The following is a 15,645-nucleotide window of genomic DNA, read 5'->3' as shown; positions in this document are numbered from 1 at the left end:
TCGGCGTTGGACGTTGAACGTTGGGCGTTGGACGTTGCCTCTTCCCGTGAGATGGATCCGGCGCGAAAGACCAAAGGCCACCCAGAACGAGTCTCCGTAAACGGCGGCGGCCGCCTCGCGGATTTCTTCGGACTCCGGCGCAACCTCGTTATCCTGCTGATCGCGATCTTCCTTATCGGCTCGGGGGAAGAACTCTGGATGCGGTTCGTGCCGAAATACCTCCAGGCCCTTGGCGCCTCCATCTTTCTGATCGGGGCTTTTGACGCGATCCGCATTTTGCTGGGCGCGATCTATGCCTATCCGGGCGGAGTGCTGGTGGATCGCTGGGGACATCGCCGCGCTTTCCTCGCCTTCAATCTCTTTTCGATCGCGGGCTATTCCCTCGTTCTCCTGGTGCCGCATTGGGGCGCGGTCATTGCCGGCATGTTCCTTTTTCTTTCCTGGACCTGTTTCTCGCTGCCGGCCGCTTTCTCGCTCATCGGAGCCACCCTCGGCCCGAATCGGCATGCGATGGGGATCGGAATGCAATCGGTAATCAAGCGATTGCCGATCATGTTCGCGCCGATCCTGGGCGGATATCTGATCGACCGGTACGGCATCATCGACGGCGTGCGCATCGGTTTGGTCGCGTCCATTGTTCTTTCCGGCGTAACGCTTTTGGTGCAACGCCAGCTCCGGGAGGATCCGGTGGCCGCGACTCGACCCGGCGACCACTGGAACTTCCGCCAAAGCCTGCTCGCGTTTAGTGCGCCACTGCGCCGTCTCTTGCTCAGCGACATCCTGGTCCGCTTCTGCGAGGGCATCCCGTACGCGTGGGTCGTGATCTACGCGATGGACAATGTCGGAGTGACCGCCAAAGAAGTCGGCATTCTGATCAGCATCGAGGTTGTCGTCGCCAGCCTCTGCCTGATCCCGGTTTCTCATTTCGCCGACAAACACGGTCGTGAGCCTTTTGTTCTCGCCACCTTCGGATTCTTCACCCTTTTCCCGCTCGCGCTCTGGATCTCCGGCAGTTTCGCCATGCTGGTGCTGGCGTTCGCGATCCGGGGTTTGAAGGAATTCGGGGACACGTCGCGTAAGGCCCTGATCATCGGTTATTGCGATCCCGAACGCCGCGGCCAGATGGTCGGCGCGTATTATTTGGTCCGGGATTTATTAGTCAGCACCGCCGCCGTCCTGGGCGCCTGGCTCTGGAAATTGGGACCAGGCGCGAATTTTCTGGGCGCGGCCGTCTTCGGCCTTGTTGGGACGGTGATTTACGCGTTGTCATCCCGAGCGCGCAATGGAGACGGCTTGCCCCCAGGCCGTTGAGGACGACGCGATTTTCTGCTTCGGCGCTTTCCCCCACCGGCACGGTGGCGTGCCGGCTCCACCACTTTTCCCCCACCGGCACGGTGGCGTGCCGCCTCCAAATCAAACCGAAGGTTGACCTTTGTGAATAACTGTCCCATGATCTTTCGAAGGAGACCCAAACCCGATGCAGATGTTTTCAAGCAGCCGAAAAGTGGAGCCCGCCGCCCCAATGGCGACGCCCCCTCCTCAACCGCAAGCCAAACCCGACCCGACCCCAAACGGCGCGACCGAGGTTAGCCGGGGCGGAACGCTCTCGAGCGGCGTCTCCATCAAGGGCAGCGTTAAATTTCAAAAAGAGCTGACTCTTGATTGCGTAGTCGAAGGCGAGATCAATTCCCAAGGCCGGCTGACCGTCGGCAAGGCGGCCAAGATCAAGGGCGACATTAAGACGCGCTCCGTCATCGTGGACGGCACCGTGGACGGCAACATCACAGCGGCCGAACGCTGCGAGCTGCGCGCCGGTTGCACCGTGAACGGCGATATCGAAGCGCCCCGCCTGGTTGTCGATGAAGCGGCCAGTTTCGTCGGCAGCGCCAAGATCGCGTTCTCGCAAAAGCCCGCAGGGGCAGCGGCTTCGGCGTAATCGCTAGTGGCGCCCGCCCGAGGGCTAATCAGCATTTCTCTATGCCGGGCAAGAAGAGCTGGCGGGAGAAACTGGCTGACAGCAAGGACCTGCCGAAGGTGGTCGCACTGCAGGGAAAAGCGGCGACCAAATGGGGCAAAGGGACCATGGCGATCCCGGCTCCAATCGAAGTCGACCGGATCATGCGTTCCGTTCCACGCGGACGCATTCTCACCACCGATGTACTTCGCGCCTTCATCGCGGGAAAGCATGGCGCCACAATCGGTTGTCCGCTGACGACCGGTATCTTCGCCTGGATTGCGGCGAATGCGGCCGAAGAAGCCGCGGAAGCAGGCGCTCGCAAGATCACGCCCTATTGGCGGACGCTAAAAACGGGCGGTGAACTGAACCCGAAATTTCCCGGCGGCATTGCCGCGCAGAAGTCAAAGCTCAAGGCAGAGGGTCACCGAATTGAGACGAGAGGAAAACGATTTTTTGTGGCCAATTACGAGGCTGCTTTGTTCGAGCCAACCGCGGCGGCGAAGTCGTGATTGAGCGGCCCGGTTTCCGTCGAAATTAGTGCGCATGGGAATCGAGGGGCGTTCGTCAAAGCGATATGAAAGTTACGATTTCCCCCATTGTCCTGTGGACGGTTGCCTTGCTTTCCCTGGTCGGCTCGGTTGGGCTGGCCGAAAGAACGAAGCCGGAGGTTTCGCTGAGCCTGTGCTCGAGCTTTTCCTTTGGCGGAATTGGCGTCGCCGGAACCATGTCGCAGGGCGAGCGGGCGCTTCGCGAAATTCTCAAGGAATCGGATGCCGTGGCTCGGCTGGAGGGCCTCCTGCCGCAGGCATCGCCGGCGGGGCAGCTTTATGCGTTGGTCGCCCTGCGATTGCGCGACCGGGCGGCCTATCAGCGCGCCCTGGAAAAATTCAGAGCGAACGACGCGAAAGTGGAGACGGCCCGAGGCTGCATGCTGCAACAGGAATCGTTTCGCGATCTCATAAAGGAGATCGAACAGGGACACTACGATTCATTTCTGGAACGCGAGTGGCCGGAAAACCGGCGTTGATTCTCCAGTCCTCGTCGCGCTGAGGAACACTGACGGCCTAAAGCCGTCAAGTTTGGATCGGCACGTCCACCGAGTTGCGTCGCTCTAACGCGTCCCGCAGGGAAATCGAAAAGGGCTGCTATCTCGAAACAACTGCGACAAGCCCTTAGTCCCGAAGGGACGTCGGAATAAAAGCCCGGAGTGAAGCGCAGCGAAACTCCGGGGTTTGCGTCTCAATGAAACGAGCCCCGAAGGGGCGACGGATCGAGAACAAAGCAAACCAGGCGACGTTTCCGAGATTCCGTTGGCCCCCGACAATGCGCGGCATCCGTCACCCCTTTCAGGGGTTCTTTGGGGTGGTTCCGTTCTTTTCCCCCGGAGTTCGCTACGCTCCCTCCGGGCTTTAATCCTTCGCGCCTCCCGGCGCTCTATATTCCTAACAGGGTAAAGCCATCAAGTTGTGGGGACGCAGCCTCGGCCAGCCAGGACGCGACGGCGGATGACCCCACTCCGGTCTTCGTGTAACGTGCCCGGAGTGCGGTCTATCATGCCGTAGCCGCCGCCGGCTTTCTCGCCATTTGAGATGCAAACAAACAAACTCCCGCACAACCGTTCCGGGAACGCGGAGCGAAGGAGTCAGGTGACGGAAGAAGCACGCAAGCGCCGCTATCCAATTGGAGCCGAGCCAGCCGACGATGGCCGGACGCATTTTCGCGTTTGGGCGCCGAAGGCTAAACGACTAGAGGTGGCTCTCGAAGGCCAATGGGAGAATGGCCGGATCAGCAAAGGAGCTCCCCATTTTCACGAACTCGAACGCGAGCCGACTGGTTATTTTTCCGGAGCGGTGACGGCTGAGGCCGGAACGCTTTACCGTTTTCGGATCGATGGCGGAGAAAATCTCTACCCGGATCCGGCTTCCCGCTTCCAACCGGAAGGACCGCACGGGCCGTCCTGCGTGGTCGATCCAACCCGGTTTTCCTGGACCGATAGCAGTTGGCAGGGACTCGCGCTGCCGGGCCAGATCATGTATGAGATGCATGTCGGGACGTTCACCCCGGAAGGCACCTGGGCAGCGGCGGCCCGGGAATTGCCGGAGCTGGCCCGGATTGGGATTTCCGTGGTGGAGATGATGCCGGTCGCGGATTTTCCGGGCGATTACGGCTGGGGCTACGACGGAGTCGATCTTTTCGCTCCCACGCGCCTTTACGGGACCCCGGACGATCTGCGGGCCTTCGTGAATGAAGCCCACTCGTTAGGCCTGGGCGTGATTCTCGACGTCGTTTACAACCACTTTGGCCCGGACGGCAATTACCTTGGGCTTTACTCCGGCGATTACCTCCATTCCGAACGCGCCAATGAATGGGGCGACTCGATCAATTTCGACGGGGAAAACTCCGCACCGGTCCGCGAATTCTTCATTACCAATGGACGCTATTGGATCGAGGAATTTCATTTCGACGGGTTCCGTTTCGACGCCACCCAGAGCATTCACGACAACTCGGACGAATACATCGTGGGAGCAATCGGCCGCGCGGCCCGGCTCGCGGCCGGGGAGCGTTCGATTATCCTCGTCGCGGAAAACGAACCGCAGGAGACGAAGCTTATTCGGCCCCGCAGCGAAGGCGGCGACGACCTCGATGGTTTGTGGAACGACGATTTCCACCACAGCGCCTATGTCGCCCTGAGCGGGCGGCGGGAGGCCTATTATTCGGATTATTGCGGGCGGCCGCAGGAGTTCGTTTCCGCGGCGAAATATGGCTACCTCTTCCAGGGCCAGCCGTATTGGTGGCAGGATGCCGAACGGGGGATGCCGACTTTTGGCGTGCACCCGGCGGCGTTCGTTTCCTTCATCGAGAATCACGACCAGGTTTCGAACAGCGCGGCTGGCGCGCGGATGCGCTTTGAAACTTCGCCGGGACGCTACCGCGCCATGACCGCGCTGCTCCTGCTCGGGCCATGGACCCCCCTCCTCTTCCAGGGCCAGGAATTTGGGGCGACGACGCCGTTCGTTTTTTTCACGGACATCGGCGACGAAAAACTTCGAAACGCGATCCGGGAGGGTCGTTTCGAATTTCTGTCCCAATTTCCGTCTCTGGCGAGCGGCGAAGCACACCGAAATCTGCCCGACCCGACCGACCCGAAAAATTTCGAGCGCTGCAAGCTGAACTTCGCAGAGCGAACGGAACAATCGCAATTCTACGATCTGTATCGTGACCTCATTCGCCTGCGACGGGAAGATCCGCGGTTAAGCAGGCAGGTTCCCGGAAGTTTGGATGGCGCGGTCCTGGGCGAAAACAGTTTCCTCCTCCGCTTCTTTGGGAAACCGGGGGAAGAACGCCTGCTGCTCGTCAATCTCGGTCCGGAACAATCGCTGACGCCCTCGGCCGAACCGCTCCTCGCCCCGCCGCTTGGCTTTGAGTGGGAGTTGATTTGGTCGAGCGACGATCAACGCTACGGCGGGCCGGGTGTCGCCATGCCTTTTGCCGATGAAGGTTGGTCGCTCCCCGCGGAAGCCGCCATCGCTTTTCGTCCCATTCCACGGACAAGACCACTCCGGAAACCGAAAGAAAGAAGTGGAGCAAAAGCCGAACAGTAATCCGGTGGTCGTCCGCTCGATGGCGTGGGACCCGGCGCATCCCTCGCGCGAAGTCCTCCTGAATCGGGAATGGCTCGTGACCAATGGCCTGGGTGGTTACGCGTCCGGGACGGTTTCCGGGGCGATCACCCGGAAATATCACGGCATCCTGGTCGCGGCCCTGCCAACTCCCCTCGGGCGCGTCGTCATGTGGAATCACGTCTCCGAATTTCTCCGCTTTGACGACAACGAAGTAGTGTCGTTAGGCGCGGAGGAACGTGCCGGCGGCCAGCTCGATCTGAAAAGCGCCGATTATCTTCGCGAATTCCGCCTCGAGGACGGGATGCCGGTCTGGGTTTATCACGTTCGCGATTTCGCCATCGAGAAACGCGTCTCGATGCCTCACCTCCAAAACACCGTGCACGTGAGCTATCAGGTCAGGGGCCCGGGGAAACCTCCCAGGCTGGAGCTGCGGCCTGCCTTCCATTTTCGCCATCACGAGGAAGCAGTCGATTTGCCCCTGGCCGAGCCTTACAAGCTGAGCGCGGTCGACGAACGCTACGAAATCGTGTCGGCTCGCCGGAAATATGGCGCGCTCCGCATGCGGATTTGCGGTCATGCCACAGCCTTTACGATCGCGCCCGCGAAAATTCACCAGGTGGTGTATCGGACCGAGCAGGCCCGCGGCTATGCCCACGAAGGAACGCTCTGGAGCCCCGGATTTTTTCAGGTCGATTTCGCTGATGAAAACAGGGCGACGTTGATTGGATCGACCGAGCCATGGGAGATCATTGATGTTCTGAGCCCACTGGAAGTGCTCGCAGCCGAACGGCAACGGCGCGCGAGACTGCTGGAGGACTCGGCCCCGGAAGCCAAGGAGGGCGTCGCCGCGGAACTCGTTTTCGCGAGCGATCAATATGTGATCACCCCGGCCGGCCGCTTTGAGGAAGCGGCGCGCGCTCACGCGTCGGGCGATGAGGTGCGGACGGTCATCGCGGGCTACCACTGGTTTACCGATTGGGGGCGGGACACGATGATTAGCCTGGAAGGGCTAACGTTGGTAACCGGGCGCTGTCAAGAGGCTGGATATATTTTACGAACATTTGCTCATTACGTTCGCAATGGGCTGATCCCGAATATGTTTCCTGATCGACAAAAGGAGGGACTTTATCATACCGCGGACGCAACCCTCTGGTTCTTCCATGCCTTGGGCCGATACTTAAAAAAGTCGCAGGACCGCATCACTCTCCGGCTCCTCCTGCCCACCTTGGTCGATATCGCCGAGCATCATTTGCGCGGGACGAGGTTTAACATTCACGTCGATCCCCGGGATGGGCTGCTCGTCCAAGGCCAGGAAGGTTATCAGCTCACCTGGATGGACGCGAAGATGGGCGATTGGGTGGTCACACCGCGGCGAGGCAAGGCGGTGGAGATCAACGCGCTTTGGTATAACGCGCTCAAGCTTCTGGAAAGCTGGCTCCGCGAGATGGGAAACGCCGAAGCGGCCCAGAGCTACGCGGACCATGCCCGGCGAGCCCGCGAGTCGTTCAACGACCGCTTTTGGTTCGAGGAAGGTGGACACCTTTACGATGTCGTTGACGTAGATGGGGGCACCGCGAGCGACCCCGCCTGCCGGCCAAATCAACTCTTTGCCATCTCGCTCGACAATCCGGTGCTCGATCAGGCGCGCTGGAAATCGGTGGTCGAAGTCGCCGAGCGCGATTTGGTGACACCGGTCGGCCTGCGGTCCCTCTCGCCGAACCATCCGGATTACAAACCGATTTACGGCGGTGACCTTCGCTCTAGAGACGGCGCCTACCACCAGGGCACGGTTTGGGCATGGCTAATCGGGCCGTTTATCGATGCCTGGTTGAAAGTGCATCCGGAAGAAAAGACAGCCGCGCGCAAATTCCTCGATCGTTTCCCGGAAAGCATGAACGAGAACGGAATCGGAACGATTAGCGAAGTTTTCGATGCGCGGGAACCGCACACCGCCGGTGGTTGCATCGCCCAAGCCTGGAGCGTCGCGGAAGTGCTGCGTTGCTGGGTGAAGACGGCGTGACTTCTTCTGGGTCGGCGAGACCAATCGAGCCGCAGCTGAAGGCCTGCCCCCGCCTCGATTAAGTCTTTTCCCAACAAAACGCGTCGCGAACGGTGAGGCTCCGCGCTTATCGCACGGATCGCATAGCATATCGCTACGTCATCGACATCCGCTCCTTCGCACTTGACATCCTCCGCGGCGCAGGCTGGGATTCGTTTTGACCCCGATTTTGTTTTCCCCCGCAATATTCCTGTCCCGCACGCCCGACGGCTCATTTTCACCTAAAGCGCGAAGTTACCTGGCCAAAATCAAGAAATCGCCACCGCGATAAACGACGCCGACCGGCGACGGCCGTTTCGGAGATGCCGAGCAAACTCATGAAGCCCAACCTCAGTTTCGACCACGTTCATTACCGCACCTACTCTGACTTCGAAGAGACCATTCACTTTTACGTCGACATTATGGAGGCGGAGAATCTTGGCTTTGTCCAAATCGGTCCGATTCGGCACTTACAGTTCAGGCTTGGTGGGGCAACCCTCCTTTTTGCCCCGTCGACCGCGGCCACGCCGCAGCCGGCACCGGGACCCGATCGCCTCGGCGCTTTCCACATGGCGTTCCTCGTTGAGGACTGTGAGGCGGCCACGAATTATTACGTCGAGCGTAACGGCGGCAATCGTGAGATCGTTTTTAAAGAGCCCGAGCTTTTCCCCGTCGAGCCTCCGACGCCGACCGGGAGTTATAAGGTCGCGTTTCTGAAAGCGCCGGACGGAATGTTGGTTGAGCTAAAACAGCTTATCCCCTGAGTTGGAGCGCGGTGACGACGGCGCCTCCGCGTCAGGAATTTTTTTATCTTTCCGCTTTCGCAGAGAAGAAGCTTCGGCGAAACGCGTGCGCTCCCCAGACAAGAGTCAGCGATCATAGACCGCCGCTACGGCGGACTATTTCGAATACAGGGGTATGGCAGAGCCCGAAACGCTGACCCAGGTGAAACAGAAGCCAGAGGTCCGCGAGGCCCTGGCCCAGACGGGCGGCAAGCCAGTCATCAAGGCGCAGGCGCGGGATAAGTTCTGGTTTACGACCCACGCCCTGGTTCTGCTGGGCTGCGCCGCTATCTGGTTGTTACTCGGCTGGAAATGGATCCCCCTTCCGCAGCCTCATCTCGATCTGATCGCCCGCGCCGTTCGGGCAACGGTTTTCATCGTCATTGTCCTGGCGATCGCGAAAGCGGTCTCGGTTTATGCCATTGGGCGAGTCGAAGACGCCTCCACGACCTTCACGCTCCGGCGCATTCTCCACCTCATCGTAGGGATTGTGATTGTCTTCATCGGGCTCTCTATCTTCTTCGCGAACTGGTACACGGCACTGATCTCGGTGGGAGTGGTTTCCATCATTGTCGGCCTGTCGGTGCAGACGCCGATGTCGAGTTTCATCGGCTGGATTTATATTCTCGTCCGGCGGCCATATCGCGTCGGCGACCGGATCAAAATCGGCGATGCCACCGGGGACGTGATCGATGTCAGCTACATCGACACCACGCTCTGGGAGTTCGGGGGCTCGTTTCTTTCCACGGACCACCCGAGCGGCCGGATCATCAAGTTCCCCAACGCGAAGGTGCTCGACTCGATGGTTTACAATTATTCCTGGCCGCTCTTCCCCTACATCTGGAATGAGATAAAATTCCAGATCGCCTACCAGAGCGATTTGCAGTTCGTCGCCCAGACGATGGAACGGATCGTGGAGCAGGAAATCGGCGAAGAGATGAAAGATCGCGTCGAGGTTTACCGCGATCTCCTGGCGAAAACACCGGTGAACGAGCTCGAGGTCCGGGCGCATCCGCGGGTTTTCTTTCGGGTCGACGAGGTGACGTGGATCGACGCCATCGTGCGGTATGTCGTCCCGCCGCGTGAAGCCGGCTCCATCAAGACGCGCCTGATCCCGAAGCTGCTGGCCGCGCTCAACGCGGCGCCGGACAAAGTCATGTTCCCGGCGGGCGCGAATCGGTAATGCTTCGTTTGCCAGTCACGCAATCCCAGCCGATTACTTCGCCGATGCATTCTCGAATTCTAATTGTCGCCGTCGCCCTCGTGACCATGGCCGCGAAGCCGGTGGCCAAAAAAACGGAGAAACCCGGGCCGCAGCCATCGCCGAAGCCAAAAGTATCGGTTCCGAAAACCATCCCGGTCGCGCTGCCGAATTACGACGAAGAGACGAGCGTGAAGCTGCAAATTTTTCTCGATAACAACGACTTCGGCCCGGGCAAGATCGATGGCCGGATGGGCGAATTTTTCCGGAAGGCGCTGGTGCACTACAAGCGCGCCCACGGCATGCCGGAGACCGGCGGAATCGATTCGTGGCTGCTCGACCAGGTGCCCGAGACCTACACCACTTACACGATTCCGCCGGAAGCGCTGAACTTCGTCGGCGACACCGCGAGCAAGCCGTCCGAGCAGGCGAAGCTCAAACGATTGAACTACGGGTCGCTCCTCGAATTCGTCGCCGAGCGTTACCATTCCGCCGAGGACTTCCTCAAGAAGATCAACCCGGAGCTCAAGCTGGAGAATCTAAAGCCGGGCGACACGGTGAAGGTGCCGAATGTGTTGCCGTTCAAAATCGAGGATCTGAAGGAAGGTTTCGCCGAGAAAAATGCCGCGTTCGCGAATCGAAAAATCTACATCGACACGAAAGACCACTTTCTCCTGATCTACGACGGCAAGCAGCTCGTGGCGGAGTTTCCGATCACTCCCGGCTCATCCACCCTGCCCGCGCCGATGGGCCTTTGGAAGATTCTCGGCATCGCGACGCTCCCGGTTTTCCGGCACGACGAGGGCGTGCTCCAGCATGGCGAGAAATCGAGTGTGTTCTACAACCTGCCGCCCGGCCCCAACAATCCGGTGGGCGTTCTTTGGATGGGATTGAACAAACCGCACGTCGGGATCCACGGGACGAATAATCCTGAAACCATCGGCCGAGCCGCGAGCCACGGCTGCATTCGGACCGCGAATTGGGATGCCGCCAGGGTGAAGGAGCTGGTCACCGTGGGCAACGCCGTTTCGATTTTCAGGTAGGAGAGCCTTCTTCTGTAGCGGCGGTCTCAGACCGTCGCACCTGTAGCGGCGGTCTCTGACCGTCGTCCGAACTCACCCGCTCTCCGCCCGATATTCCAAGGGAAACACTTCACCGAGAAAAGGCCAGTCGTCTGATTCTGTCACCAGACCTGCACGCGTCGGGTTTTCCCGAACATACTGCCATTTTTGCGTAGCAGATTCTTCGCTCCGCAACACATGATCAAAGAACCCTTTCTGCCAAAACGGAGAAGAAACTCCCTCCTTCCGTAGCTGAGATGAAAGTGTCCCTTTGAGTGCGCGAACCCAATTCGAGAGCGATATCCGCTCGTCATCGATTGCTACAAATACATGGAAATGATCGGGCATTAGCACATAACAACCAATCCACGCGCCCGAGGCTGGGCCATTGGCCGCGAAGCCGAGGAAGACAGCGTGGATGGACAGACGCGCCAGCAGCTTCCTCCGGTGAGCGGTGCAAGCCGTTACAAAGTAGATCGGCTCGCGAACGTAGATGCGTTCGAGACGCGAAAGCCTGGGGGGCACGTAGCTCTCTTAGCGGACTTAGCGGGTCCCGGCGATATCTTTGTGATGTGGGAGATTGCCGACGACGGTCTGAGACCGCCGCTACAGCGGGACGACGGTCCGAGACCGCCGCTACAGAAGAAGCGGTCCCAAACCGTCGCTGCGACGAGACGACGGTTTCCCCCGGCCTACAAATTTTTGACAAGATTTTTCGCGCGGAACCGGCACCTCGTGCGTCTAGGCTGGTAGAACAACAGAAATGGACTCATCCGAAGACGCAATTTACCGCGCCGCCATCCATGGGGATCGCGCCGCTTTTGAGACCGTCATCCGGTCGGCCAGCCGGAACCTTTTCGCCATTGCCTACGGCATTTTGCAAAACCGCGAGGAAGCGGAGGACGTCGTCCAGGATACTTTCGTAAAAGCATGGAAATCGCGCTGGCGGGTGCGGGATTCGGCCAAGTTCCCCGCCTGGCTTGCCACCATCGCTCGGCATCGGGCACGGGACCTCGCCCGAAAACGCCGGCCGGAACCGTTACCGGAAGATTTTGAACCAGCGGAAACGGCCGAATTCCCGGCCGCAGGCCAAAAGGCGGACCTCGATGGCGAGGTCCGCTCGGCCCTGGCGCAGTTGCCGGAACTGCATCGCGCCGCGGTGACGTTGCGTTATTTCGAAGAGCTCGATTACGGCACGATCGAGCAGACCCTTGGCCTGACGAACGGAGCGCTGCGCGGAATTCTGGGCCGCTCCCTTGGACTGATGCGGAAACGGCTCAAGCCGGCCCTGGCCTCAACCGGATAACTCTTATGGCGACGATTCACGAACAAATTGACGAACTGCTCGCGGCCGATCTCCACGACGAACTGACGGCTGCCGAGCGCGATGGATTCCACGCCCACCTCGTTGAGTGCGCGGAATGCCGCCAGGCTTTTCAGGAAGGAAAAACTATGAACAGGATTCTGAACGAAACTTTGGCCCAGAAGAAGGCCGACGCCGCCTTCGAACAACGGATGGTCTCCCGATTCCGCGAGCGTGTGCCGAAACGGGCTGGGCTGATCAGCCTCATCGCCGACCTGATGCGCGTCCGCGCGGTCCAGCTCACGGCAGCCGCTGCGGTTCTTCTCACCCTCGCCCAAATGGGGAAAATGCTCACCGGTGAATTTTCGATGACGCCGAAAACGCCTTACGATGTGACGGTCGCTTTTAACCAAGCGCCGACAGAGCAGGAAAAACCGGGCGCAAGCCGGGAAGCGGACGGCCTTCTCAGCAAGGCCGACGGCCGTACCAAGAACGTGGCGCCATCGACGGTCGCTCCACCTCCCCCGCCGATGGACGCGGTCACTTCGTCTGCGCCGAGGCCACAGACCGAGGCGTTGCGCGCGCCAGTCAAAACAAAAAAGGCCGAGTTCAAGGATGAGAAAGCCGATGCCGCAGATGTGACCGCCGAAACGCCGACGGAACCTTCCGCATCCGCGTTGACTGTTGGACCAACCGCCAATCGAAAGCTGGTCCGCAACGCAACGGCGGAGATGGAAGTCGCCAGCTTCGACGAATCGGTCCAGAAGATCACTGCATTCGCCTCGGAAGAGAAAGGCTACGTCTCGACCACAAGCTCGGAGAAACAGGCGAACGGCAAACTGCGGGGGGAGATCGTGGTGAAAGTGTTGCCGGACAATCTCGACCGGTTTCTCGGGAAACTGCGCGCGATCGGGGAGCTGAAGAACCAGGCGCTCACGACCGAGGACGTCACCAAGAATTATTTCGACACCGAATCGCGCCTGAAGAACGCGCGGTTGATGGAGCAGCGGCTCATCGAAATCCTGAAGACGAAGAGCAAAGACGTCGCTGACCTGCTCGAAGTTGAAAAGGAACTCGGCCGGGTGCGCGAGGAAATCGAGACGATGCAGGGTGAGTTGAAGTTCATGGATTCGCAAGTGGCGTTCGCAACCGTGACGATCACGCTCGCGGAAAAGAACATGAACATTCCGGCGGCGTTCCTGTTGAAGGAACGGGCGCAGCTGTCGCTTTACGCGACCGAAGTCGAGAAGACCTACAACGACATCAAGGCGCTCGCTTCGCCGAAGGTGCAGATCACGAATGCCCAGATCGACCGTGATAATACCGGCCGCGTGTCGGCGCGAATGAGCCTGTTGCTTGCTCCGGAGGAAAGCGAGGCGGTCATCGCCCGAATCAAAGGCATGGCCCGGGTCGAGAATTTCCAGGTGCAAACGCAACGCGTTTCCCAGGGCGGCGACGGCCTGGGCGAGAGTGCGAAGACCGAGCGCGACAAGATGGAGCTGAATATCACTCTCTCGCGCGACGAACAGGAGATCGCGTTGCAATCGACTTCGCTCCGGATCCAGACGCCGGAAGTGAGCGACAAGACGAAACAGCTTCGCGCCATCGCCGAGCAACAGAACGGCCGCATCCGCAGCTCCTCTTTCTCGCGCGATCCGAATGGCCGCGAATACGCGAACGTTTCGCTTCGCGTGCCGATGAAGAATTACAACGCGCTCATGCAGGCGTTGAACGGGCTCGGAAAGGTCGAGAACGTCAGTGTCCGGCGGGACGATCGGCCGAACTCGCAAATCGATGAAGCGAGCGCACCGGCTGATGTTTCCATCCAGGTTTACAGCCAGGGAAACATCGTTTCGGAAGAGACCGGGATTTGGGCGACGTTGCGCCGGACCATTGGACAAGGCGCGGCGGCTTTGATGTGGAGCGTGCGAATGATTGGCGTGGCGGTCGCGTTCCTCGCGCCGTGGGCACTGATCCTGGCGGCTGTTGGCTGGATCGTGCGGCGCGTCTCACGGGCGCGCGCCGCGCGCAAGCAAGTGGCCGAGCAGGAAGCGGATCGCAGCTAAGGTCCTTGTTGGAGCGAACGCTCCCGCCGCCACAGCTGCGATCTCAGCATGCCGCCTCGGGACAAATGCTCGCGGCCCAACGAAAATCCCGCCGCTTGGAGAAAAGGAGCAGGGTCGACTAACTCGTCCGCTTCGATCCGCGCGGTGAAGCGGAAAAATCGATACATCGCGACAAGCCACGCGCGGGCCCGCCACCGGGCCAGGCCCGATGACGGAAGACAAAAATCGGCGACCAGCCAATCTGCCTTTGCTTTCGCAGCGCCCGCGAGACGATCGATCACGCGGGGCAACGTCGTTTCCGGGAAACAATCGAGCACGAAATGGGTAACGATCAGATCGTAATTCTCTCCCGCCGGCGTCCAAGAAGTAATGTCCTGTTGCAGAAACCGAACGCGGCTCGTTTGCTCCGGAGCGTCACGCTCAATTCGTTTCCGGGCCAGCTCCAGCATCCGGCCGCTCGCATCCACGCAATCGATCTCCGCGTTCGGATGGCTCCGGAGTAATTGGAGCAAAAACCTCCCATTCCCCTCGCCGACGATCAGGGCCCGGCGGGGGGAGCCAATCTCACCAAGGCAGGCTAGCCGGGCACGCTGGAGCGCGTTGCCGAACGCGACTGTTTCCAGCACCCGATACCAAGGCGCAACGGCGTCGAAACTCACAGCTTCACCGCGATCAGCGCTAGCAACGGAGTAAGCAGGACAAGATCGGCCAGAGCGGTGCGCCAATCAGGCGCCAGGGAGGGCGACACATCGAGCCCCATGAGCAACAAGGCGCTCACGCCGATACAAACAAACATCGGAAGAGCCAAAGGAAAAGGGATCGCAAGGGCGAACGCCGTCAGCGCGAGAATGAGGCAGATGGATCTGACATGTCCCGCAATTTCCGGGTGCCGCGTCGCGATCGAGACTTTGCCCTGCTCACGATCCAATTCGCGTTCCCAGCAGGCGATGCTGATGCAGTTCAGCGAGCAAAGCCCCGCAAAGCCGACTGCCGCAAAGACAAATCCGGGCGGCGATGGGATGGCCGGCAGCAGCGCCACGAAAGTTCCCGCCGCGAAGAGCAAACCAACCGCGATTTCCTTGGCGGGCAACGAACGCCAGATGAGACCGAGCGGATGATTGAGGACGAGATAAATCAAGGCAAGGAGCCCAACCACGGCTCCGACAAAAAGCGTTACCGCCGCGGTGCTCCACCAGATCACAAAGGAGTCGAGTCCACAGATGATTACCAGAGCGCTGATCCAGATCTCGCGGTGCCGAAGGCAAAAAGCCTGGCGAAGAGAGCGGGGTGTTCCGCTCTTGAGCGATGAAGCGTCTACCACGCGATCGGCCAGGTAAATGAGCCAGGCGGTCAAAAAAAGGGCGGTGGCGTTTCCCATAGACACCGGCACCCGGAATACCCTGGCGAAAAGGCAAAGCCACGTAACGGCAACGATCGGGGCGTCAAGGCAGACGAGATTAAGCCAGGTGGCGGCTGGATACCTGGTGGTAGGGACGGCGTCCCGCGCTCGCGGGATCCGCGGACGCCGCAGCGCTGCGTCCCTACCTTGGGCGTCCCTACCGGCGGTGTTCCTCTCTGCCAGGACCGCGGTCGCCCGACTTGAATGCGCTTGCT

The 15,645-nt window shown here is 60.0% G+C and carries 14 protein-coding genes; 11 read left to right on the top strand and 3 right to left on the bottom strand.

All coding sequences use genetic code 11. The annotated features are described in order from the left end of the window. The first annotated feature begins 51 nt into the window (after positions 1 to 51). The 9 genes from VJU77_03390 (at position 52) to VJU77_03350 (ending at position 10,644) form a co-directional block, all read left to right on the top strand. Positions 52 to 1,311, top strand: coding sequence for an MFS transporter (locus VJU77_03390; protein ID HKP02383.1), 1,260 nt, complete (start codon positions 52 to 54; stop codon positions 1,309 to 1,311). A 166-nt stretch (positions 1,312 to 1,477) separates the two neighbouring features. After that, on the top strand, positions 1,478 to 1,936 hold the full coding sequence (locus VJU77_03385; protein ID HKP02382.1) for a polymer-forming cytoskeletal protein: 459 nt from the start codon (positions 1,478 to 1,480) through the stop codon (positions 1,934 to 1,936). 41 nt (positions 1,937 to 1,977) lie between these two features. After that, entirely contained in the window at positions 1,978 to 2,466 is a 489-nt protein-coding gene (locus VJU77_03380) for a hypothetical protein (protein HKP02381.1), read from the top strand. 65 nt (positions 2,467 to 2,531) lie between these two features. Continuing rightward, the gene (locus tag VJU77_03375) at positions 2,532 to 2,984 is read left to right on the top strand and encodes a hypothetical protein (GenBank protein HKP02380.1); all 453 of its coding nucleotides are present in this window, start codon (positions 2,532 to 2,534) and stop codon (positions 2,982 to 2,984) included. Between the two features lie 562 nt (positions 2,985 to 3,546). Next, positions 3,547 to 5,559: a malto-oligosyltrehalose trehalohydrolase gene (gene treZ / locus VJU77_03370; protein ID HKP02379.1), complete on the top strand. Its 2,013-nt coding sequence runs from the start codon at positions 3,547 to 3,549 to the stop codon at positions 5,557 to 5,559. Beyond that, entirely contained in the window at positions 5,537 to 7,600 is a 2,064-nt protein-coding gene (locus VJU77_03365; GenBank protein ID HKP02378.1) for an amylo-alpha-1,6-glucosidase, read from the top strand. The genes treZ and VJU77_03365 overlap by 23 nt, the downstream gene beginning before the upstream one ends. 356 nt (positions 7,601 to 7,956) lie before the next feature. Further along, complete coding sequence (locus VJU77_03360; GenBank protein ID HKP02377.1) at positions 7,957 to 8,382, top strand: VOC family protein; 426 nt, start codon at positions 7,957 to 7,959, stop codon at positions 8,380 to 8,382. Between the two features lie 154 nt (positions 8,383 to 8,536). Continuing rightward, the gene (locus VJU77_03355) at positions 8,537 to 9,583 is read left to right on the top strand and encodes a mechanosensitive ion channel family protein (protein ID HKP02376.1); all 1,047 of its coding nucleotides are present in this window, start codon (positions 8,537 to 8,539) and stop codon (positions 9,581 to 9,583) included. Positions 9,584 to 9,627: 44 nt separating this feature from the next. Further along, positions 9,628 to 10,644, top strand: a complete 1,017-nt coding sequence (locus VJU77_03350; GenBank protein HKP02375.1) for a L,D-transpeptidase family protein — start codon at positions 9,628 to 9,630, stop codon at positions 10,642 to 10,644. 72 nt (positions 10,645 to 10,716) lie between these two features. On the opposite strand, the gene VJU77_03345 is transcribed toward VJU77_03350, so the two are convergent. Continuing rightward, positions 10,717 to 11,187 carry a transposase gene (locus VJU77_03345; protein ID HKP02374.1) on the bottom strand — a complete coding sequence of 157 codons (471 nt, stop codon included), beginning with the start codon at positions 11,185 to 11,187 and terminating at the stop codon, positions 10,717 to 10,719. A gap of 238 nt (positions 11,188 to 11,425) precedes the next feature. Between VJU77_03345 and VJU77_03340 the strand changes: the two genes are divergently transcribed. Together VJU77_03340 and VJU77_03335 are read left to right on the top strand one after the other, a co-directional pair. Then, complete coding sequence (locus VJU77_03340; protein HKP02373.1) at positions 11,426 to 11,968, top strand: sigma-70 family RNA polymerase sigma factor; 543 nt, start codon at positions 11,426 to 11,428, stop codon at positions 11,966 to 11,968. Between the two features lie 5 nt (positions 11,969 to 11,973). Beyond that, positions 11,974 to 14,031 carry a DUF4349 domain-containing protein gene (locus tag VJU77_03335; protein HKP02372.1) on the top strand — a complete coding sequence of 686 codons (2,058 nt, stop codon included), beginning with the start codon at positions 11,974 to 11,976 and terminating at the stop codon, positions 14,029 to 14,031. Here the strand turns inward: VJU77_03335 and VJU77_03330 are convergent. Together VJU77_03330 and VJU77_03325 are read right to left on the bottom strand one after the other, a co-directional pair. Next, a complete protein-coding gene (locus VJU77_03330) occupies positions 14,028 to 14,690 on the bottom strand; it encodes a class I SAM-dependent methyltransferase (protein HKP02371.1) in 663 nt (220 codons plus the stop codon). The genes VJU77_03335 and VJU77_03330 overlap by 4 nt on opposite strands. Next, entirely contained in the window at positions 14,687 to 15,409 is a 723-nt protein-coding gene (locus tag VJU77_03325) for a hypothetical protein (protein HKP02370.1), read from the bottom strand. Before VJU77_03325 ends, VJU77_03330 begins: the two co-directional genes overlap by 4 nt. Between the last annotated feature and the right edge of the window lie 236 nt (positions 15,410 to 15,645).

This window comes from Chthoniobacterales bacterium (assembly GCA_035274845.1).
GTDB lineage: Bacteria > Verrucomicrobiota > Verrucomicrobiia > Chthoniobacterales > UBA10450 > AV80.
Note: the sequence above shows the minus strand (reverse complement) of the source record. Positions and strands in the feature narration are given on the sequence as shown.

Coding starts and splice junctions, on each gene's coding strand:
- VJU77_03385 (HKP02382.1), top strand. CDS start 1,478: ATGCAGATGTTTTCAAGCAGCCGAAAAGTGGAGCCCGCCGCCCCAATG.
- VJU77_03360 (HKP02377.1), top strand. CDS start 7,957: ATGAAGCCCAACCTCAGTTTCGACCACGTTCATTACCGCACCTACTCT.
- VJU77_03325 (HKP02370.1), bottom strand. CDS start 15,409: ATGGGAAACGCCACCGCCCTTTTTTTGACCGCCTGGCTCATTTACCTG.
- VJU77_03350 (HKP02375.1), top strand. CDS start 9,628: ATGCATTCTCGAATTCTAATTGTCGCCGTCGCCCTCGTGACCATGGCC.
- VJU77_03340 (HKP02373.1), top strand. CDS start 11,426: ATGGACTCATCCGAAGACGCAATTTACCGCGCCGCCATCCATGGGGAT.
- VJU77_03375 (HKP02380.1), top strand. CDS start 2,532: ATGAAAGTTACGATTTCCCCCATTGTCCTGTGGACGGTTGCCTTGCTT.
- treZ (HKP02379.1), top strand. CDS start 3,547: ATGCAAACAAACAAACTCCCGCACAACCGTTCCGGGAACGCGGAGCGA.
- VJU77_03335 (HKP02372.1), top strand. CDS start 11,974: ATGGCGACGATTCACGAACAAATTGACGAACTGCTCGCGGCCGATCTC.
- VJU77_03390 (HKP02383.1), top strand. CDS start 52: ATGGATCCGGCGCGAAAGACCAAAGGCCACCCAGAACGAGTCTCCGTA.
- VJU77_03380 (HKP02381.1), top strand. CDS start 1,978: ATGCCGGGCAAGAAGAGCTGGCGGGAGAAACTGGCTGACAGCAAGGAC.
- VJU77_03355 (HKP02376.1), top strand. CDS start 8,537: ATGGCAGAGCCCGAAACGCTGACCCAGGTGAAACAGAAGCCAGAGGTC.